Raw genomic sequence first — 21,672 nt, forward strand, 5'->3', positions numbered from 1 at the left:
TTGCCCAAAGTTAACCATTTGGGCGAAAGGGAAACCGGTTGATTATGCTACAGAAGTTCGTTGGCCAGATTGGCAAGTTCTGAACGTTCGCCTTTTTCCAGGGTGATATGGGCGAACAGCTTATTGCCTTTCAGGCGGTCGATCAGATAAGACAGACCGTTACTCTGCTCATCAAGGTATGGTGTATCAATTTGAAACACATCACCGGTGAAAATGATCTTGGTGTTTTCTCCGGCCCGTGTGATGATTGTTTTAACCTCATGAGGAGTCAGGTTCTGTGACTCGTCTACAATGAAAATTGAATCACTGATGCTTCGTCCGCGGATGTATGCCAGGGGTGCGATGACGATCTTTTCTTCCTTTTGCATCTGATCGATCATCTTGCTGCGTTTCTCATTCTCCCCGAACTGATTCTTGATAAACTTCAGGTTATCCCAGAGTGGCTCCATGTACGGATTGATCTTGTCATTGACATCACCGGGAAGATAACCCAGGTCCTTGTTGCTTAGGGGGACAATGGGACGCGCCAGGATGATCTGATTGTACAAACTCTTTTGTTCCAGACACCCAGCCAACGCAAGCAGCGTTTTACCCGTGCCGGCTACCCCCTGAATGGTCACCACCTTGATATCCGGATTCATGATGGCATGCATGGCGAATGTTTGCTCGGCATTTCTGGGTTTAATGCCATAGGTATATTGCTTCTCAACCTTTTTAATGCTGTTGTCGAAAGGATTGAAGTAAGCGAGCGAAGAAGTCTTTCCGTTCTTCAGGATAAAGAAGTGATTATTGATCTTAAAATCCCCGAGTATATCGGTATCGGCAAGCTCACCATCTTTATAAAGTTTCATGATGGTATCCGTGGGAATATCTTCAATGCATACCCTTCCGGTGTAGAGATTCTTGATATCCTGAATCTTGCCGGTCTCATAATCTTCCGCGATCAGGTTGAGGGCTTTTGCCTTCAGTCGCAGATTAATGTCTTTGGTCACAAGGACAACACGGGTGGTTTTTTCTTCTTCTGCCAGGGTAAGTGCCGCGTTCAGTATTTTGTGGTCTGGTTTTTTCTGATCGAAAACCCGGTTAGCATCCACGGAAGGGCCGGATTCGTTCATGACGATCTTTACGCGTCCCTTTTCTTTGCCATCAATGGGTATCCATTCCTGCAGGGAATAGTTGCCGGAAATCCGGTCGATGATGCGGATAAATTCACGGGCTTCATAGTTCTTGGGGCTATTGCCTTTCTTAAAATTATCCAACTCTTCCAATACCGTGATGGGGATCGCTATATCGTGTTCATCAAAATGAAAGATGGCATTGTGATCGTGAAGAATGACAGAGGTATCGAGAACATAAATCTTTTTAGTCTTTTTACGGGCAGTCATAGAGGTGGTATCAGGTTTTTTCAAATTTAACAGGTAATACGACTTAGAAGCTCCTTGGATACATAAAGAAATCAACGGCCTTGTCTTGATAAATTTCATCCCGAACGGATGTGTCTTGTTAATAACTCTGGTAGCAGCCTGTTCACAAACCCGGCTCAGGCCTTGGTAATTGATGAATGGTGTAAGTACATACACGTGTCCTGAGGATATTAACAATTGTTTATATCTTATGTTGAAACCATGTGTGTAAAACCGGATCGGATTTCTTGCGATCATCTTGTTGCACTTCTATATTTGAAATAGCAAGTAACCGGTATTCATCACCGAAGGTTTATTCCAAAGGTGGTTCTCCGGATCGGAAGTTGTTCTGTCATTGCTGAAAGGGCATGACTCCCGGGTCTGTCTGAAATCCCACTTTGTTGGGGCAAAAAGGATGAGAGGGCACCGGCGGTTGACGAAAGGATACTGTTGGTATTTCGTAACCTGTGGTTCGTTCTTTTTCCATGCATTTCTCTGAAAGGTATGTGAGAAGAATAACTAAAATGTCTGACCCTTGAGTAAAGGTTAACTTAAGTTGCCGGATCAAAAGGGTAAACTTTCCGAAGCCTCACGGCGATGGAAGTTCATGTTGAAGGCAGTCCTCGGAATGCCTTTGATTGGAAGACGGGAGGGAGCGATGCCGCGGTAACGCTGGTATAGCTTCGGATATTGGTACCTGGCATTTCGGTTTACACTGAAATGTAAAACGGGAGCCTTTTCGCAAGAATCGGTTCCCGTTTTCATTTGAAGAGATTGATCCGTATTGGTGCGGAGCTACTCAAGGATCTTTTTACGAAATGCCATCCGGATGAGTCCGGCGGTGTGCTGGATAAAAGTGTTTCATCAAAGCAGGTAAGCATTTGGGGTACATTTGTGGGGAATGATGATAAATCCGTAACCTGGAAAGCAGTATCAAAACAAATTAAGAAGAGTCAAAACTGGGAAGGTACCTTGTGCATCAGGGGGAGCGGCGGGGAGAAGATATGGCTGTCTGCAGATATTCAACCGATACACGGGGATCACTTTTTGCTGCTTGGGTTTGATGTTTCCAACCGCGTGCGCGCGGAAAGACAATTACGTCAGAAAGATCAGGAGTTGAATATAATCACAAAAGCAACTTCTCTCTTTTTTCTGAATATTTCACTGAATGGAAGAATTCAGTTTATAAATAAAACCTTAAAACATCTGGATGCCAAAGATGTGATTGGCAAAACAGTCTATGAATTTTTCCCCGCTAAGGAACATAAGGAGATCAAAGCGACGATAAAAAGGGTGTCTCAATCGGGCAGACCCTCCTATTTTGAGGCGGAGAGTATCGGAGAAGGCAATAATCCTGCATGGTATGGCACACATGTTTACCCAAATGGAATTGATGACCATGGCAATAAGCAGATGCTGCTTATTGCCAAAGATATCACCCATAAGGTAGAGGTGGATAAGGAGCTTGAAAAGCAAGAACGAATGTCAAAGGAATATCAATCCCAATTCCTGAGCACCCAGATCAACCCCCACTTTATTTTCAATGCGATGAATGCCATTCAGGTTTATATTCTGGATAGGCAAACTGAACCTGCACTTGAATATGTTTCTGAGTTTTCCAGCCTGATCAGGAATGTTCTGGAGAATTCCAGCAAGCTGAAGATTACCATTGCAGAGGAGGTGGAGTTTCTGATCAAATACCTTGAACTTGAGAAAAAAAGATTTGATAAACGATTTGAGTATAATGTCATCATAGAACCGGGTCTTGATATGGATGCAGCTGTGATTCCTCCCATGGTATTGCAACCGCATGTGGAGAATGCCGTTGTTCATGGTATCGGAAAGCTCAGGGGTAGAGACGACGGCTTGATCACCATTTCGTTTAACGGAGTCAAAGACCGACTGATTTGTAAAATTCAGGACAATGGGGTAGGGAGGGAATATGCGCTTTCCTTTACCACCCTGAATCGTGGGAAGGCCCATCGCTCGATGGGTGAAAAGATCACCAAAACCAGACTTCGTTTATTGACCGAAACATCCGGCGCAAAGCACGACATCAAAGTTGTTGATCTGAAGGACGCCAATGGAAATGCGAAAGGAACTTCCGTTGAGCTGACATTTCCATTATTATCCATCTAAGTGTAAGAACACCTACTCAACTGTGGGTAACGTGTTTGAAAAGAAAAAGGCCTGATTCAAATGAATCAGGCCCATTTGCTAACCGGCATCGTCTTTCTACTCCGACAATGCCACCTCCGTATTGGCGACTTTTACCGGTATGCTTTCTGAAAAAATGGGTGTCTCTCCGTGTCTGACATATCTGACCCTGTACCAAACCATATCTCCGCGTACAGACAAGTCTTGAAATGAATATGCCAATTCGATCGGGCTGTTGAAACAGGGCCTCATTTGTATAGCCACAAATTCCAGGTTACCGGTAGACCTTTCCAGCACGAGCAATCCTTCTTCAATGGCACCTTTGGTACGACACTGAATATAAACGTTGTTGTGGTCAGGTTTGGCGGTGAAGCGTGCCAGGATTTGGTCGCTCTTGGTTACCGCGTTATTTGAACTTGGCTCCGGCTGTTCGGACTTTGCATCCTGTGCTGTGGAAGTCAAGGGTGTCAATGCGTTCACGCAGAAAGTTGCCAACATCACAAATCGCATCAAAATCTTCTTGCTAGTCATTGTAGTAGTTATTTGGTTTGGTTGATAAGTATTACCTTATTTCTGCCCGAGTAAATCAAGTTAAAAATGTATGTGCCATTCTTCATCTCAGGGATTCTTACACGCGAGGTAGAGGATGGTATGGTCTTCGTTTCAATCAAACGTCCACCCATGTCCATAATCACATAGGAATATGGTTCCTGATGACCTGATCCCTGAATCCTGACAAAATTACCATTGGGGATAAATGAAAGCCCAATTTCATTATCGCCGGCTGAATATACACCCGTTGGGTTGTCGGGCAATATAGTAATCGTTTTTGTGATACTATTATCACATGAGTCATTAAATGCAGTAAGTGTCACTTCATAGGTTCCTTCATTTTGAAATTGGATCACCGGTGAAGTTTCAGTGGTGGTATAACCGTTGGAGCATTCCCAAACGAAATGGTTGGCATCTGTTGACCAGTTTGTGAAAGTAATCTCCTCACCGGAATACAACAGGCCTGTTTGTGTGGAATAGTCAAATTCGGCCTTGACCGGAGCTGGAGCGGAAATGACAACATCATCTTCCGAGATAGGGTTCCCCTGCGAATAATAAACGAGATGATAAGTGCCCGCTTGTAATTGACCGAACTCGGATTCTCCGGCGGATACGATGTCTGCCACTAAAACCGTAGAACCGTTTCTGCTGGCCACCATGTGTATGGGCACGGTCTCTGTGTAAACCAGAAGTCCGCCTTTTTGATTACATCCTGCCGCAACAGCTGTAGCAGTGGGGATTGCCGGAGGATTAGGGAAGGTGATGTCAAACTTTAGTTCATAAGTTCCGGGCTGGGCTTCAAACGTAAATTGTTCAAGATGAAGAATGTCGACCTTGTCACCGGTTAAAGGATCTTCAATAGTCAATTGTGCATCAGGATCAAAAGATCCGAGGATTTCCCATTGAATGGTGATGTCACCTGGTTGTTGAACCTTGAGGTAGAGGTATTCTGTTTCGTAAGTATCATAGGGTGGTAGGGCATTGATAGATAATGCCAGACTATCTTCTATCCGGGTGAATAGGCTTGGGACTTCGGTACTGCTGGTGAATCGTTTCCATGCATCGTATTTGCTGTCGAATGCAGGAGTTGCTTCCTGTAGATAACGGATGACAGTTTCATCGGAAAATGTTCCCTGGGAAACCCTGAAACGAATGGCATCATTTAAGGCTGATGCTTGTTGTGTACAAAACAAACAAAAGAATCCAACGCTGAGAAGCAGGGTGGTATTTTTTTGTTTTGACAGGTTATTCATAATCATGGTTATTTCAAATTGGACACACCGATATATATGTGTCTGCCATACCATATGTTTATTTCAATTTCCCAACGTTACCCTGAATTGGATGTGAAAAGTTTAAACGTTTCTCCGAACGTTGGCGACGCGTTAACATGTTGATGTTGAGAATAGTAGGTAATAATACGTAAAGTGACCAGCGATTAACAGGTTTTAGATACATTTGTGCTATGCCGGTTATTGGGTTATCCATTATTGTTCCCTGCTATCAGGAAGAAGAAGTCATTGCGAGCACATGCGAGCGACTTGTGAATTTATGTTCACGACTGATTTCAGAATTGGATACCGAAGTCATCTTTATCAACGATGGCAGTTCTGATGGAACAGGTAAGATCTTAAGATCATTTGCTGATTCCAATCCTTCTTTTAAGGTGATCTCATTCTCCAGAAATTTTGGGCATCAGGCGGCAGTGGCAGCAGGTCTTCATCATTGCTCCAGGGATACTGCGGTGAGCATAGATGCAGATTTACAGGATCCCCCAGAAATCATTCCGGATATGATAAAGTTGATGAACGATACCGGAGCTAATGTGGTTTACGGTGTACGTTCATCAAGACAGGGAGAAAGTTGGTTGAAGAAAAGTTCTGCCCATTTGTTTTATCGCCTGATCAACCGGTTCTCTGACGTACATATTCCAGTGGACACCGGTGATTTCAGGTTGATGGATAGAAAGGTGATCGATGCATTCAGGACATTGAAGGAAAAGAATAAGTATGTCAGAGGGCTGGTAAGTTGGGTTGGATTCAATCAGGTGCCTTTCTATTATAAAAGAGATGAGCGGTTGGCAGGAAACACCAAGTACGGTTGGTCAAAGATGATGGGCCTTGGAATGAATGCGTTGACCTATTTTTCCAAAAGGCCTCTTCATGTAGCCATTAATCTGGGTTTCCTGTGTTTGTTCATCGGTTTGTTACTGGCGGTTTATGCGCTGGTAGTTCGCTTGTCCGGGGATTACTTTTTTATGGCCGGTTGGGCATCCACCATGATAGCCATCATTTTCTTTGGCGGGGTACAGCTTCTGACCGTAGGTCTGATAGGTAAATATATCGGCAGCATCTTTGACGAAGTAAAACAGCGACCGGAGTATATCATTGACGAAACCATCAACTTTAGCAATGACTGAAGGAGAGACTGTCACATCCGCTAAACCTTCTGTTTTCCCTAAGGCGATAACCATAATGTTATGGTTCATGCTTGGCGTTATCGGTGTAAAGCTGTTGGCGGATCATTACAGATTGATCAGTTGCCCATACCCCCTAGAATACCGTGAAGCCCATACACCTGCCACCACGCATTTGATGCTTAAAGGGGGTGATCCATATGAACTTGCCCAACAACCCTGGTATACCAATGTATATGGTGTGGCCTTTAATTATATATGCTATCCGGTGGTGATGGTCTTTGGGGAGGGGTACCCGGTATATCGCGCAATCGTGGGTTTCTTTATATGGTGTTGCTGCATCACCTTGTATTTGCTGCTGCAGCGGTTGAAGGTTCCCCGGCTGGAAAGCACCGCAGCTACACTCATCTTCTATGCTTCACTGCTTTATTTCGTGACGCCCATGGTGAGGCCGGATAGCTTTGGGTTGTTCCTGTTTATGGTGTCCTTGTTTTACCCTGTGATCTCAGGATATGGTTGGCGTTCATTGGTGGTGAGCATGGTTTGTTGCATCGTTGCATTCTACGCCAAACCGTATTTTTTGCTGGCCTCCGCATTTCTTGCAGCATATATGTTTTTGTTTGTTTCCAAAAAGCAAGGGTTGATATATGGATGTGGGTTTGCCCTGTTGCTCTTGATATCCGTTCTTGTTGTAGACCAACGTTTTGAAACATATTTCAGCAACGCCTTCTTCATTTATACTAACTATCGCATTGATAAATTTGATTATATGATCAGGCAATTATCGGCTTATGTCAAGCACAGTCCTGGCTTAATTGGACTGATGATGATGGGTGGGTATGCAGGGTGGCGATCATTTAAGGGTGGGAGCTGGAAATTGAACTTAAAGAATCCAGAAGCCCCGGCAATAGCAAGCGCGATACCTCTTTCGGCATTTGTGGCTGTTTGTATTTTCCTGTTATTCGTATATCGCTTAGGCCAACATCAGGGTGCATGGCTTACCTATTTATTTCAGTTGATGTCGCCCTTTTTGCTTTTAGCGACCCTTCCTGCCGTTTTCAGGGCGTCTATCCGGTATAAACGAAGTCTGGTCATGGCATTGTTGATGATCAACCTGGGAATTAACGCATTCGCATACCTCAACCATACAGGGGAGGTAAGGTATAGCGAGGAATCGTGGAAACTTTTAAAAACGCTGACTGAACCTGCCAATCAGGTATTGAATACCCCGGTCATTGCGATGGACCTGCTACAGGAAAACAAGCGTGTATTTGACACGGGTAACTCTGAGTATTTTCAATATGGTGGCGAGCGCAATGGTATTTGGTCTTCCTTTTTATCGCCACATCCCGAGATACAGGATCGTTGGATGGAGGCAAGGAGAGAAGTAAATCAAATGATTGAGCAGCAAAAGTTTGATCTTATTGTTTTGGGAAGAGGTCCGAGATACCTCACGGACGAGGCTTTTTACTCCAGATATTACACACTCCTCGTGACCATACCCATCAGAATGCCCCATGCAACCATGAGGGAAGAAATTCAGCGGTTTGATGTTGGTGTTTGGGAACCAAAGGGAAAGGAGCGTCCTAAAACGGAACGTAATGCGATCTATCAGAAGCTTTATAATGCTTATCCTGACAATTTCTTTGTAAACTATTACCTCGGGTTTCAGCTGTTCGAAGTGGAGAAAGATTATCGCAATGCGGCTTTCTTTTTGGAAAATGCAGTAGCGATTGATCCCAGCCCACCGATACTCTCCAGCGCGCTCGGGGCCATATATTTCAATCATCTTCAGGATTATAACAATGCATTGCGGCATTTTTCAAGAGCCTACCAAATGAATCCCCAGGACAAATCCGCACGTACAAACCTTGGTTATACCTATAGGAAACTGGGAGATGAAAAGCATGCACGTGAACTGCTCGGCGAATAGTTATCCACAGATGTGGAAAAATTATTTTGCCATACCGAACAATATTTTGTTCGACTTGAAAAAATAAAGCAGGATTCTTCATTTTCACCAAATCTTATTGGTCAAATTACTTGGAATAGGGAGCTCGCTTTATTATATTTGATATGGTTGTTGAATCGATTGTCCATTTTTTATTAAGAGTCAAGCGCGGGAAGCGCTTTAGTGATGTGCATTTAAGTGCTTCTGGAAAGTACCAGAGCAACGGTATTAAGGCGTTTGACCTAACCGATGCGTGATGAGTGGAAGTTCTAATCCTTTCAGTAAAAGACGTGTATTCTATACACTGACTGCATTCTTATTGACCCTTTTCAATTTGAAAGCTCAATTGGTGGTGAACAATAATCTGACACCAGTCCAAATGGCAAACCAAATTGTAGGACAGGGCTTCGATGTGAAGAATGTGGTTCTTAACTGCCCTCAGGGAGCCATTGGTCTCTTTGATGCGACAGCGACCACCATGGCTATTCGTACAGGTATACTTCTTACCACCGGTTCTACCCAAACAGCGAGGGGCCCCAATAACAATGTAAGTGCTGGGGTAAATAATGGTACGGCAGGCGATAACCAGTTGGATGCACTCGCCGGGCAAACGACCTACGATGCATGCGTGCTTGAATTTGACCTCGTTCCATATTGTGATACCCTTAGAATCAACTATGCTTTCGGGTCCGAGGAATATCCTGAATTCGTAGGAAGGGAGTTTAACGATGTGTTTGCCTTCTACGTTAGCGGACCTGGAATTGTGGGTGCGCAGAATATCGCGGTTATTCCCGGACAAGGTCTTCCGATCAACATCAATAATATTAATCAGAATGTAAATGCTAACCTGTACGTAAATAACAATAACGGTACAGGAATCCAATATGACGGCTATACCTGGCCTCTTACCGGTAAGATTGCGGTAATTCCCTGTGAGACTTATCACCTGAAAATTGCCATTGCCGACGTAGAAGACGGTATTTTCGATTCGGGCATATTCATTGAATCCAAGTCGGTTGAGTGTACACCTATTGTATTTAACGAGATTGGAGCCAACAGGGATGGGGTAGAAGGCTGTACCCCAGGTGCATTTACTTTCTGCCGTACAGGTGAGATAAACTTGCCATTGACCGTGAACTATGAAATCAGAGGGACTGCAACCAATGGTGTAGATTATCAGACCATTCCTAATAATGTGACTATTCCTGCAGGTCAATCCTGCGCCGAAGTTATTATTGACCCTATCTTTGATGGTACCCTGGAACCAGGTGAGTATGTTGAAATCGTTTATCAACGCGGGAATTGCCCGATTTTTGATACCATCCGGATCAATATTTCAGATCCTGCTTCCATTGATGCCGGCCCGGATGTAACCATTTGTTCCGGAGGGCAGATACAGATAGGGAATATACTTGATCCCACGTATACCTACGCCTGGACGCCAACCGGAGGCATTACGGATCCGACCCTGTCAAATCCTGTAATTTCAATATCAGTGGCGTCAACCACTCCGGTAACCTATACGTATGTCCTGCAGGCAACCTCGCCCGACGGATGTGTGTTGACCGACAGCATTAGGGTGAATGTGATGCCACCGCCGGATGTGAACTTCAACTTCACGCCGGCATGTACCAATCAACCAACCATGTTCACGGATCTTTCCGCTTCCAGTGGAGGAAATATCACCGGATGGCTCTGGGATTTTGGAGATAATTTCTTCGATACGATTGCCAATCCCCAGCACACCTATAATATGCCAGGTACTTATACCATTACTCTCACAGCAACAGATGAGAATGGGTGTACCGCCCAAACCGATCAGACGATGCAGATATGGGCGCTTCCGGTTGCCAATTTCTCTGTCAACGAACCATGTGTGGATGACACCTCTTTTTTCCTGAACCTTACAACGATTGCAGATCCGAATGATAATCTGTCACAGTCCGTATGGGACTTTGGAGATGGAACACCGACACTGAATTCACCAAATCCATCTCATGTTTACAAGCTGGCGGGCACCTATTTTGTTACCCTTACCGTAACAACCGCAAACGGATGCAGCAATACTGTTAAGAAGGCTGTGATTATTCAGCCCAAGCCAACGGCGCAGATGTATGTTGATGATATATGCCAGAACGTAGCGGCAAAAATTTTCAACCGATCGCTAGGCATAACCGGTGGTAACTGGGTATGGGACTTTGGAGATGGATCTACCTCAGATTCGCTGAATCCAACCCATTTTTATGATACCGACGGCCCGAAAACAATTAAGTTATGGGTGACAAGCTACTACGGATGTACGGATAGTGTCGAGCAAACAATTAATGTCTATCCGATGCCTGAACCCAAGTTTTTCCTTGATAGCATTGCAGGCTGTTCACCTTTGTGTCTTGATTTCAGCGATCAGACAGATGAGGGGCAGGCCCAGATCGAACAATGGGCCTGGTTGTTTGGAAACCATGTGGAAGTGGGGAAGGATGTTCGTTACTGTTTTTATGAAGACGGTTATTTTTCTCCGGGCTTGATGATTGTTACCTCTGACGGTTGTTCGGATACCGTATTCAGGCAAAACCTAATCACCGTTTACCCCAAACCAACCGCCGGCTTCAATATGTCACCCCGTGTGGTGGATGATATCAATCCGGTCGTACAGATCACGGATGAGTCCTTTGGCGGCGGAACCTGGATATGGAATTATGGGGGGGGAGATATCGATACCACCACCACAAATACCAATCCGATCAAGACTTACAACGAACCCGGAACCTATTCAGTAGAACAGATCGTATATAATGAGTATGGTTGCGCGGACACCGCTGTTGAATATGTGGTGGTGCGTGAATTATCGTCGGTATACATCCCGAATGCTTTTACACCGGGAGGAGATGGCATCAACGAGGGCTTCATTCCCAAAGCAACAGGTATCTATTTGGAAGCGGACTTCGTAATGTACATCATGGATCGATGGGGCAATACCATTTATAAATCAACATCATTGAATGATCCCTGGGATGGAAAGGTATACAGCAACGCCGGAAATCCGGGTGATAAAGCAGTTCAGAATGACGTATATATTTATATCGCAAGATTTACAGATAAGAACAATGGATCTATGCTCAAGCAGTTGCTGGGCAGTGTAACCGTAATCCGATGACTATGGTCGCCTACATAAAAGGATGGATTGCCCCCGTGGTACTGTGTGTACTGCTGATGTCTACAGTTATATCAGTGAAAGTTCAGGCACAGACCAAACCGCCTTCAACATGTGAAAACCTGGACTTCAGCAGGCGCGATTTCACAGGATGGGTGGGGCGAACGACGGTTTATAAGTCAGATCACCCGGACGCGAATAACTGTCCGCAGGCAGGAAGACCGAATGTGAACTGTCCCGATGGCACCGGGCCAGCATGTAACGGGGCATGCTACTCTGTTCCAGGTTTCCAGTTTCCTTTACCTAATGCATGCTTTGCTTGTCTCAATCCTCCAATGAACCAACCTGGTGATTTTTATAATACGATAGGTATTTTCCCAGGAAGGCATACCATTATTACCAACTCCCAGCCTGACCCGTTTACCTGCAATAATGTAATGACCCTACCTCCGGGTGAGAATCAGTGTGTGCGTCTAGGGAATGGAGGAAGGGGACCTTGGGGTACAGGAGTGGGGTGGGAGATAGACTACCTCAGTTACTCATTCGTTGTCGGAACCGATAATCAACTGCTCACCTATAAATATGCCGTGGTGCTACAGGATCCGCTTCGTGATCCGAACAATCCCCCTCATTCAGACAGCATCCGTCCCCGCTTCAATGTTTTTATTACTAACGACCTTACAGGCGAACTCATTGACCCGACATGCGGCGCTTTCGAGGTTATCTATGATACTACACTCACAGGTTTCAGGGAGTGCTCCTACAACCAGGTCACCAGTTTTGGAGGTAATCCTTTGTCATCCGTTGGAACGGCATATCGTGCATGGACCACCGTAGGCGTGGATCTCAGATCTTATGTGGGTGTTCCGATCACCATCACCTTCAATACGTGGGATTGCGGATGGGGAGGTCACTTCGGTTATGCCTATGTAACGGCCAGATGTGATTCATTGGGACTGACCGTTCAAAACTGCACACCGGGCGGTACGGTGACCATTTCTGCACCTGAAGGATTCGCTTATGATTGGTTTAATGGTGAAAGTACACGCACCATCCTTGTAGATAATGTGAGTCCCGGAGACTCTGTATGGGTAACCCTTACGAGCCGTAACGGTTGTAAGACCGACCTGGGTGCGATTATCAGTCCTACACAAACCAATGCCATCTTTACTGCACAGCCTTCTCCTATTTGCGAAGGAGATACGGTTTTCTTTGATGAAAGCTCATACAGTATATTCCTGGGCAACGGAGATACGGTGGACATCCAAACCTACCAATGGGATTTCGGCGACAGCGGAACCGATAATGTTCAGGATCCTTACCATATCTACACCACAGCCGGAACCTATGAGCCTACCCTTATCGTTTATACCGATGAAGGATGTTTGGACACGGCAAAAGCCATTATACAGGTAGACCCAATGCCGGTTGCAGATTTCGTGGCGCCGATTGTTTGTGCCGGTGCAGAGACCGAGTTTACGGATAATTCCGTCATAGGGACTGGGACCATTACATCTTATTCCTGGAACTTTGGTCATAATAATGCGACATCTACCTCTCAAAACCCAACATATACGTATCCGGGTCCCGGAACCTATACGGTCACACTGGATGTAAGCAGTCAAACAGGATGTCCGGCCACCGTAACAAAAACGGTGGAGGTAGTGCCGGCGCCGGTTGCTGACATCTCCGGCTATGATGTTTGTCTGGGCGATACCGTATACTTTACCAATAACTCTTATCCGACGAATCCTAATGATCCCCTGGTGGGTTGGACCTGGAGTTTCGGTGACAAAACTTCCTTCCAGAACGCACCGAACCCTGCCCACATTTACCAAAGCACGGGAACATTTGATGTGAAACTCACGGTGGTAACACAGGCCGGATGTACGGATGATACCATCATCAAGGTCAACGTTTATCCGCCTCCTGTAGCCAACTTCTCAACCGGTCCGGTTTGTGTAGGCAGTGCTACAAACTTTACGGACCTGTCTTCTTCCACAGGTGTCCTGTCCAACTGCGTATGGGATTTCGGAGATGGAACGGTTGTAAACGGATGCGGAGATCAGGACCACATTTATGGCAGCGCCGGTGTGTATACCGTTAAGCTTTTTGTAGCAGAAGCATCCGGATGTTCTGATTCAATTGTACAATCGGTCATGGTAAATCCGGAGCCAATCATCTGCTTCACAGACTCGTTGAAGGGGTGTGTGCCGCTGATTGTGGATTTTGCAGACTGCTCTTCTTATGGTGGTTCATGTTTGTGGGACTTCGGTGACGGTTCAGCGGCCTCCACCGATTGCCAGCCTACACATCAATTCACCGAGCCGGGATGCTATGATATTTCGCTCACCGTTACTTCTCCATCGGGTTGTAAAAAGTCATTGACCAAGCCCTGTTATGTTGAGGGGTATCCATGGCCGAATGCCGCTTTTGATGCTGATCCCATCAAGGTGAGCATCATTAACCCGGTAATCAATTTCACTGATAAATCTACGGCTGGTGTGAAATGGAACTGGTTCTTCGGTGATGGAGATACCGCCGCCATCCAGCATCCCAACCACACCTACAGGGAAGTGGGGGAGTATAACGTGGTGCTGGCCATGGAAAACCAATACGGCTGCAAGGATACTGTTTACAAAAAAGTCATTGTAGAACCTATATCTTCTATCTATGTACCAAACGTATTCAGCCCGAATGGAGATGGTGTTAATGATTTCTTTAAGATCGAGTATGAAGGCTTCTGTGAAGTTGAGATGTTTATTTTCGACCGTTGGGGAAATGAAATATTCCAGACCAGTTCATTCGAAGGTTGGAACGGTAAAGCCAATGGAGGAGATAAAATTGCACAGGAAGATGTGTACGTGTGGTTGATTCGGGCTATAGACTGTTCCGGTGAACGCTGGAGACGGGTAGGGCAGGTCACCCTCGTACGATAGGGCCAATTGAAATCTTAAAATTTATAAAATCCGGGTAGAGCATCTGCCCGGATTTTTTTACGTTTGATCGGCCTCTAAAACCATTTTCTTATGTCTGCTCCCAAGCTATTCAGCATGCTCGTGCTATGTACTGGTACCATGCTTTCATTCGCCCAGCAATCTTCTCCGGAAACCCCGGAAAATCTACCCAAACTACAAGTTGATCAGAACGGCTGGTTAAAGGTTACTCCTGATCAACACCTGACCAACGGTCAATTTATTGAAGTGTTTACACAACATGCCGAACTAGGGAAAGAGGTCGGGTTTGAGCTTCAAAAACATTTTGATGACAACATCGGTATGACACACGACCGATATACGCAAACATATTCGGGGGTTCAGGTTTTTGATGCCGAACTGACCGTTCATTCACAAAACGGACTTGCCCGTTCCGCCAACGGAAAGTGGGTCGCCGGTCTTTCCCTTGATGTGCAACCTGCTGTTTCATCCATAACTGCAGTGGCAACCGCCATGCAACGGGCAAATGCACATGTATATATGTGGGAAGATAAGAACGCGGAAACCTTATTGAAACGGTTGCGCAACGATCCGGATGCAACCTATTACCCCAAAGCGGAACTGGTGATCATTGATCCCACATTTTCCGGTATACCTTCTGCATATAAACTGGCCTGGCAGATCGACATCTTCTCGGTTGAGCCGCTGAGCCGCCAATGGTATTTTGTTGACGCGTCATCCGGTGAAGTGCTGATGACCCTGGATCAGATTCACACCGATAATGCCTTCGGCACCGCTGCAACAATGTACAACGATACCGTCAGCATTGTAACAGACTCCCTGGCGCCGGATTCATTTCGCCTCCGGGAAGTTCGTGATGGTGTTCGTATCGAAACCTATGATATGAACAAAGGAATTTTTTACGGAGATGCGGTGGATTTTACCGACGACGACAATTTCTGGGACAACTTCAATTCACAGCATGATGAAGCGGCTACAGACGGACACTGGGGCGGTGAGGTAACACATGATTACTACCTTCAATACCATGGCCGGAACAGTTTTGATAATCTCGGTTCCCCCATGTTGTCTTTTCTCCATTTTCGCGACAAGTACCAGAATGCTTTCTGGAACGGTGAGTTTATGACCTATGGAGATGGGGCGGGTAATTCAAAACCCTTCGTTGCACTGGATGTTTGCGGGCATGAATTTACCCACGGTGTTACGCAGTTTTCCGCCGGTCTTATCTATAAGAATGAATCAGGCGCACTGAATGAATCATTCAGCGATATATTCGGATATATGGTTGAATGGATGGGAGACAGCAGCAGTGTGAACTGGGATGTGGGCGAGGATATTGGTGCCCTTCGTGACATGGCGGAGCCACATCGCTTTGCAAATCCGGATACATACAAGGGAAACTACTGGTATACGGCTTCAGATGACAATGGAGGTGTGCATTATAACAGTGGCGTTCAGAACTTCTGGTTCTATCTGTTAACGGATGGTGATTCCGGGGTGAACGACAACGGAGATGCATATACCGTCAATGGCATCGGCAGGCATAAGGCTGCTGCCATTGCCTACCGGAACCTCACCGTATATCTGACAAAATCATCTACATATGCCGATGCCCGTCAGGGTTCTATCTGGGCCGCTGAAGATTTATTCGGTACCTGTTCAGATGAAATGAAGCAAACCGCAATGGCCTGGTATGCAGTAGGTGTAGGAGACTCCTTGTCAGAGTTGGATGCAGGCGTTTTGAAATTAGAAACGGAACATCCTTCATGCGGACTCACGGCCAATGAAAATTTAAGTATATATATTAAAAATACCGGCTGTCAGGATGTGGCTTCCGGTGATACCATCACCACATCGTACAAAGTGAATTCGGGTACGGTGCATACAGATACCATTGTGCTGACCACACCGCTGCCTGCGGGAGATACCATCATTCATACATTTTCGCAGTCCGCCAATCTGGTTACCGCGGGAACTTATGCTGTGAAATGCTGGGTGACTATGGCTAATGACCAGAATATTTCAAATGATACGATCAACGTTAATGTGCTAAAGATTGCGTACCAGAACACGGATCTTGGGGTGACCGAGATTATTAGCCCATCTTCGAGTTGCCTCCTTGGCAATTCCGAAGATGTAGTGGTTACATTGCAATACCTCGGGTGCGACACATTACCCTCCGGCAGTTCTATTCCGTTGGCCTATAGAAGCAATGGAGGAACAGCCATCAGGGATACCCTGGTGCTCGGAACAGACCTTCCATCCAAAGGAAAGGTCAGTCATACTTTCTCAACAAAACTTTCGCTGACCGGCTCGCGGACGTTCCTGCTTGATGCCTGGACAGAATATCCGGGAGATAATAATGCCGTAAACGACTCTGTGACGGATGTACTGGTTATCCGCCCGACTTACCTGACGGATGCGCGCATCACCTTTGAAGATCCCATCGCTGCTATTGACTCGTTTTATTCGGTGAACATGCCCAGAACAAGGGGGTGCATATCTGACACCTCCGCTGCAGCAGGAAATTATGCTTACCAGATCAGCGGATCCGTTTATAATTCCATCCGTTTTACGTACGGTTATAAAAAACCAACAGATCTGAACTCATGGACGGTAAATGATGACTATCGCGGAGAACTCTGCCTGTGTATTGATGCCAGTAGCTGGAGCACAGCACACCTGACATTCGACCTCAGGCAGACTTACAACGGGATATACAGTACGGAAGCCGGCGGTCCCTTTCCATTTACAAGTAACCTGAGGGTCATGGTCAACGGAAGTCAGATCGGGGATCAGTATAATCCCGTCACCAAAACATCAGATGCATTCACATTTCATCACGTGGATTTAAGTGCTTATGCTGGTAACAAGTTTGAAGTGTGTTTTGAAACGAAGAATTATGAAGGCCGTGAGTCAGAAAAGTACCCCGCACTTTATGTGGGTGACAATGCCTTTATTGATAACATCAATGTGGTAGAGACCGTCAATGTCGGCGTGAATGAACCGGGCGATGCAAATGAATGGCCATGGGGTATTTATCCGAATCCGAGTGAAGGGGTATTTGATGTATGGGTCAATTCAGCGAATGCAGATGATGTGACCGTAGAGGTTAGCAATATTATTGGTCAGTTTATCGAAAGTCGGCCAATGAAAATAAAACCCGGGATGAACCAGGTGAGATTTGCCGGTGATCATTGGAAACCGGGCTGGTATCTGGTGACTTTGCGTACCGGAGAAGGCATCCAGGTCCAGAAAATCCTTGTGTATTGATTTGTTGAACGGGTGCTATCTGGTGGTAACCTCTGCCGGAAAGCTTCCGGCCTCAGAAGGGCATTTCTCGTCATACCTTACAAAGAACCGGATCCAGACCATTCTTGAAAGGTAGAATACGATGGGGAAAAACAATATGGATGAAAGGATAATGCTGGTTACCAGCTGTAGCAGAGGGGTATCATCATCATATACCCAAGCCCAAAGTGCCCACATGATGAGAAAGAGTCCGACGTTGAGGGCATAACTCACGATCATCGCACCATACCAGAAGCCCACATCCTTTTCGTACTTCAGACCACAGGAACTGCATCGTTCATAAATTCCACCCTTATACCGGATGAGGTTAACATATGGGTTGGCATGTGCCCAAAAAGGTCCGTTATGGCATCTCGGGCATCTATTGCGAAGTATACCCAGGATAATATTGCTGCGCTTGAACTTCATAAATCGCGTGCAATTTACAGGAATAACCTCAATATTTTATCTTTAACGGATGAAATGGTATATCCCTTTTGTCCTCTCCATGCCGCTCTTTATCAGCGCCAATAAAGCCAACGCCCAGTGTCCTCACACAATTGCATCCACAGGACAAAACCCTGTTTGTGCCAACGACAGCATCAAACTGGATGCGACTCCGCTGGGTGATACCTTTCTATGGTACAGGAATGGTGTACCTGTCAATGGCGCAACGGATTCATATTTGTTCGTGAATACGCCCGGTGTTTACAATTGCATGGTAGGGCAAACATGTGGGACGGATAGTGCAGCAACTGGCATTGCGGTCTCAGTGAATAACATTCCCTCCGTGAGCATCATGCCCGCAACGGATACCACCTATTGTCCCGGTGAAAGTGTACAACTAAGCGCTTCTACCGGAGGAACAAGCCAATGGTATATGAATGGCAATCCGATATCAGGTGCAGTATCTCCGGTCTATGACACATCCCAGGCTGGTTGGTATAACATGACAAAAACAAACAGCAAAGGATGCTCCGATTCGGCTGCGGTTGGCGTGGCAGTTACGCTGACCGTGATCCATGCGCCGATCATCCAGGCAAGTGAGGATACGGTTAATCTTTCCGTAAGTGGAACAGTTGACTTCAGTCTGTTGACTTCAGGTTATGATAGCGTGGCCTGGGATTTTGGCGATGGAGACACCTCCGTTGCAACCGCACCGTCGCATACATACACAACCCCCGGCGCCTATCAGGTGACGGTCATGGTTTATGTGAACGGTTGTGAAGACTTTGCCATAGCGAATGTGTGGGTTGTCAATACGACAGGTATTGTATATGCCGGTGTGAATACGGAAAGCGTACGCGTTTTCCCAAACCCAACGTCATACTCCCTTCATTGGGATCAGGCGGGACTGTTGTCATGGCAGGTGTTTGATTCGGCCGGGCAACTCGTGATATCTGGAACCAAAGGAGAAGCGGAGCTAAATATGTTGCCCTCCGGTGTATATCTGATCCGCTTTGCGGAAATAGGAGGAGCATATCATTATGCCCGTTTCAGCAAACTCCCCTGATCAATGTACCACCAGAAGTTGTTCTGACTTCGGTCCGGTCCAGAACCTGGATGTTATACGTGTGGTGTAAATGCCCGAGGGAAAGTTCGTGGTATTCACAAGGGAAACCTTTCCTGAAAACATCTGGCTGTATAACAGGTTGCCCTGCGAATCAAATATCTCGAGGTTATAATCTCCTTTCTGCGTCAGCAATATCTTAACATATTCATCCGCAGGATTAGGGTAAAGTCTCAGGTGGGTGGTGTCGGAGGTATTCATAACATTTGTTTTTTCAGCGTTCAACTTCACTTCATTTTCCTGATCTAATACCTCAGGCTCAGGATCAATTTCATCTACTTCAGCTTTCTTATAAACGATGAGTCCTACAGCCACATGGGTAACTTTAGGCTTTAACTCAACTTCAATTATGCAGAAATCAGAAACTTTCCGCATTTCATTCTTCAGATATATCTTTTCCTTAAGATGGGGAAAGGAAATGTTTTCCATAAATACCGTCTCATATGCGAAAACGGATATTTGAATATCCACATGATCCAAAGGTTGATTGATCGGAAACCGGATGGTGTAGTTGCCATAGTAATCAGTCGTTGTCGTTGCGATCTGATCACCTTTATACGAAACACCAACAATCGCAAAGGAAATTCTATCTCCTGTACCTTCCTCTGATACCTTTCCTACAATCTCACGATAACCCGTGGTTTGAGATGATCCGGATTCTGTCGGTGTTTTTGCATCCTCCGGTTCAGTCTTTTGAGCGATTGCTTTTCGGTTTGGGAACAAGGCCAAAAGCATGAGCAAGGCAGAAGTCAGATAACTCAGAACAATAATGCTTTTTTTAGCCGGAGGTGAATCCGGTATATGGACCCGATCGCGTTGAATTCGGCCACATACAGGCTGGGATTGCTCCCGGAGGTATTGTTTAATTTCATGTGGGTTCATCCCTGTGAAATCAATCACTGTCTTCTCGCAGGAATCGCAATGTCTTCCGATGCCGTTTTTCTTCATATGGTTCCAATCTTCTTTACATTGGAACATGAGGTGAAAAGATTCCCGTGTCATAGCGTAGCATTGTAGGTGGATCTACTTGTGAAACGCGATGATAAATGGCTTCGTTGTACGCTCAGGCTGAATGGTGGCGATGAGTGATTGTAAGGCGGGGCAAGGGTTTTAAGCGGAATGGCCCTACATTTCCGGACGTCTGAATTTCTTCAGGTATTCGGATGGGGTCAGATTATTAATGCGCTTAAACTGGCGATTAAAGTTGGCCACATTATTAAATCCGCTCTGATAGCATATCTGGCTGATGGACATGGAAGAGGAGGTAAGCATTTTACAGGCGTTGGCAATGCGGATCTCGTTCAGAAAGCTGGAAAACGTTTTACGGGTTCTTTGTTTGAAGTACCTGCAAAAAGCAGTGGTACTCATATTGGCAACAGCCGCCACATCTTCCAGCTTGATATCCTCCTGGTAATGGTTGAACATGTAAGCCAGGGTATCCTTCATTCTTTTGTTGTCGGTCTCTTTACCTTGTTTTCCAATGGCCACAGAACTGAGGAACTCGTATTCATCAGTTTCCGATAATACCTTAAGGATCTCCAATAACATGATCAGCCTGTTGACACCGGTGATTCTGGACATTTCCTGAATCATCGAATGGCACTTGTCACGGGCCTTTCCCTTAAAGATAATCCCCCTGGAAGCGTCTTCCACCAAGCGGCTTACAGAAGCCATTTCGGGCAAGCCCATAAAAACATCTCCCAGTTCCATCGTGCTGAAGTATACGGATGTTCCGTGGGATATGAGTCGTGATCCAGGTTCATAATATGCTTCATCGCTTCGCACAACGTGGGGAAGGTTGGCTCCTAACATAAACACATCGCCCGGGCCGAAGCGCTTAATGCGATCGCCCACAATCAACGTTCCCTCTCCGGAAACGAGCCCGGTGATCTGAACCTCAGGATGGTAATGAAGATGATCAAAGAAATAGGCTGACCGGTCCACTTGTACGTGAATGGACTTCTCTTTGGTCTTTGGGTTTTGGAAAAATATCGGTTTCATGCTAATATAGTAGCAAATATAGGGGATTTTCCGCTACAAAATAACCGATTGAGCTAATTTAGTATATGGATTGGTTAATTCCGTGGAGGCATTTGGGTACTCTCTTTTGTACCTTGGTCATGCCGAAAATACTTAAGGATTTTTTGCATTTCAATCAATGGTGGTTGAGGCGGGCCTCAGGGTTGCCTTATGCTATAAAGATAATATGTAGGGAAATATAATA

13 protein-coding genes are annotated in these 21,672 nt (G+C 45.7%); 7 read left to right on the top strand and 6 right to left on the bottom strand.

The features are described from left to right. Positions 1–47: 47 nt before the first annotated feature. Positions 48–1,385 (bottom strand): PhoH family protein, encoded by a 1,338-nt coding sequence (locus KDD36_05105; GenBank protein ID MCB0396006.1) that lies wholly within the window; start codon positions 1,383–1,385, stop codon positions 48–50. A 783-nt stretch (positions 1,386–2,168) separates the two neighbouring features. On the opposite strand from KDD36_05105, the gene KDD36_05110 reads away from it, so the two are divergent. Continuing rightward, a complete protein-coding gene (locus KDD36_05110; protein MCB0396007.1) occupies positions 2,169–3,542 on the top strand; it encodes a histidine kinase in 1,374 nt (457 codons plus the stop codon). Between the two features lie 96 nt (positions 3,543–3,638). On the opposite strand, the gene KDD36_05115 is transcribed toward KDD36_05110, so the two are convergent. Both KDD36_05115 and KDD36_05120 read right to left on the bottom strand, forming a co-directional pair. Beyond that, a complete protein-coding gene (locus KDD36_05115) occupies positions 3,639–4,091 on the bottom strand; it encodes a hypothetical protein (protein ID MCB0396008.1) in 453 nt (150 codons plus the stop codon). Positions 4,092–4,099: 8 nt separating this feature from the next. After that, positions 4,100–5,365 carry a hypothetical protein gene (locus KDD36_05120; GenBank protein MCB0396009.1) on the bottom strand — a complete coding sequence of 422 codons (1,266 nt, stop codon included), beginning with the start codon at positions 5,363–5,365 and terminating at the stop codon, positions 4,100–4,102. Between the two features lie 212 nt (positions 5,366–5,577). Between KDD36_05120 and KDD36_05125 the strand changes: the two genes are divergently transcribed. The 5 genes from KDD36_05125 to KDD36_05145 all read left to right on the top strand — a co-directional run bounded on the left by KDD36_05125 (position 5,578) and on the right by KDD36_05145 (position 17,860). Then, on the top strand, positions 5,578–6,531 hold the full coding sequence (locus tag KDD36_05125) for a glycosyltransferase family 2 protein (GenBank protein ID MCB0396010.1): 954 nt from the start codon (positions 5,578–5,580) through the stop codon (positions 6,529–6,531). 67 nt (positions 6,532–6,598) lie between these two features. After that, entirely contained in the window at positions 6,599–8,461 is a 1,863-nt protein-coding gene (locus KDD36_05130) for a tetratricopeptide repeat protein (GenBank protein MCB0396011.1), read from the top strand. Between the two features lie 397 nt (positions 8,462–8,858). Then, the gene (locus KDD36_05135; protein ID MCB0396012.1) at positions 8,859–11,633 is read left to right on the top strand and encodes a choice-of-anchor L domain-containing protein; all 2,775 of its coding nucleotides are present in this window, start codon (positions 8,859–8,861) and stop codon (positions 11,631–11,633) included. Between the two features lie 2 nt (positions 11,634–11,635). Then, positions 11,636–14,569 carry a PKD domain-containing protein gene (locus tag KDD36_05140; GenBank protein ID MCB0396013.1) on the top strand — a complete coding sequence of 978 codons (2,934 nt, stop codon included), beginning with the start codon at positions 11,636–11,638 and terminating at the stop codon, positions 14,567–14,569. Positions 14,570–14,659: 90 nt separating this feature from the next. Further along, on the top strand, positions 14,660–17,860 hold the full coding sequence (locus KDD36_05145) for a M4 family metallopeptidase (protein MCB0396014.1): 3,201 nt from the start codon (positions 14,660–14,662) through the stop codon (positions 17,858–17,860). Positions 17,861–17,875: 15 nt separating this feature from the next. Here KDD36_05145 and KDD36_05150 read toward each other — a convergent pair whose 3' ends face one another. After that, the gene (locus KDD36_05150) at positions 17,876–18,307 is read right to left on the bottom strand and encodes a DUF983 domain-containing protein (GenBank protein MCB0396015.1); all 432 of its coding nucleotides are present in this window, start codon (positions 18,305–18,307) and stop codon (positions 17,876–17,878) included. Positions 18,308–18,356: 49 nt separating this feature from the next. Here KDD36_05150 and KDD36_05155 point away from each other — a divergent pair, with 49 nt between their 5' ends. Further along, on the top strand, positions 18,357–19,391 hold the full coding sequence (locus KDD36_05155; GenBank protein MCB0396016.1) for a T9SS type A sorting domain-containing protein: 1,035 nt from the start codon (positions 18,357–18,359) through the stop codon (positions 19,389–19,391). On the opposite strand, the gene KDD36_05160 is transcribed toward KDD36_05155, so the two are convergent. After that, positions 19,392–20,396, bottom strand: coding sequence for a T9SS type A sorting domain-containing protein (locus KDD36_05160; GenBank protein ID MCB0396017.1), 1,005 nt, complete (start codon positions 20,394–20,396; stop codon positions 19,392–19,394). It lies immediately after the preceding gene. Positions 20,397–20,573: 177 nt separating this feature from the next. Continuing rightward, a complete protein-coding gene (locus tag KDD36_05165; protein ID MCB0396018.1) occupies positions 20,574–21,449 on the bottom strand; it encodes a helix-turn-helix domain-containing protein in 876 nt (291 codons plus the stop codon). Positions 21,450–21,672 lie beyond the last annotated feature (223 nt).

This window comes from Flavobacteriales bacterium (assembly GCA_020435415.1).
Lineage (GTDB): Bacteria > Bacteroidota > Bacteroidia > JACJYZ01 > JACJYZ01 > JACJYZ01.

What these genes read in the sequence shown, in the direction of transcription:
- KDD36_05105 (MCB0396006.1), bottom strand. Translation starts at nt 1,385, where the DNA reads ATGACTGCCCGTAAAAAGACTAAAAAGATTTATGTTCTCGATACCTCT.
- KDD36_05115 (MCB0396008.1), bottom strand. Translation starts at nt 4,091, where the DNA reads ATGACTAGCAAGAAGATTTTGATGCGATTTGTGATGTTGGCAACTTTC.
- KDD36_05120 (MCB0396009.1), bottom strand. Translation starts at nt 5,365, where the DNA reads ATGAATAACCTGTCAAAACAAAAAAATACCACCCTGCTTCTCAGCGTT.
- KDD36_05125 (MCB0396010.1), top strand. Translation starts at nt 5,578, where the DNA reads ATGCCGGTTATTGGGTTATCCATTATTGTTCCCTGCTATCAGGAAGAA.
- KDD36_05130 (MCB0396011.1), top strand. Translation starts at nt 6,599, where the DNA reads ATGCTTGGCGTTATCGGTGTAAAGCTGTTGGCGGATCATTACAGATTG.
- KDD36_05135 (MCB0396012.1), top strand. Translation starts at nt 8,859, where the DNA reads ATGGCAAACCAAATTGTAGGACAGGGCTTCGATGTGAAGAATGTGGTT.
- KDD36_05140 (MCB0396013.1), top strand. Translation starts at nt 11,636, where the DNA reads ATGGTCGCCTACATAAAAGGATGGATTGCCCCCGTGGTACTGTGTGTA.
- KDD36_05145 (MCB0396014.1), top strand. Translation starts at nt 14,660, where the DNA reads ATGTCTGCTCCCAAGCTATTCAGCATGCTCGTGCTATGTACTGGTACC.
- KDD36_05150 (MCB0396015.1), bottom strand. Translation starts at nt 18,307, where the DNA reads ATGAAGTTCAAGCGCAGCAATATTATCCTGGGTATACTTCGCAATAGA.
- KDD36_05155 (MCB0396016.1), top strand. Translation starts at nt 18,357, where the DNA reads ATGAAATGGTATATCCCTTTTGTCCTCTCCATGCCGCTCTTTATCAGC.
- KDD36_05160 (MCB0396017.1), bottom strand. Translation starts at nt 20,396, where the DNA reads ATGAAGAAAAACGGCATCGGAAGACATTGCGATTCCTGCGAGAAGACA.
- KDD36_05165 (MCB0396018.1), bottom strand. Translation starts at nt 21,449, where the DNA reads ATGAAACCGATATTTTTCCAAAACCCAAAGACCAAAGAGAAGTCCATT.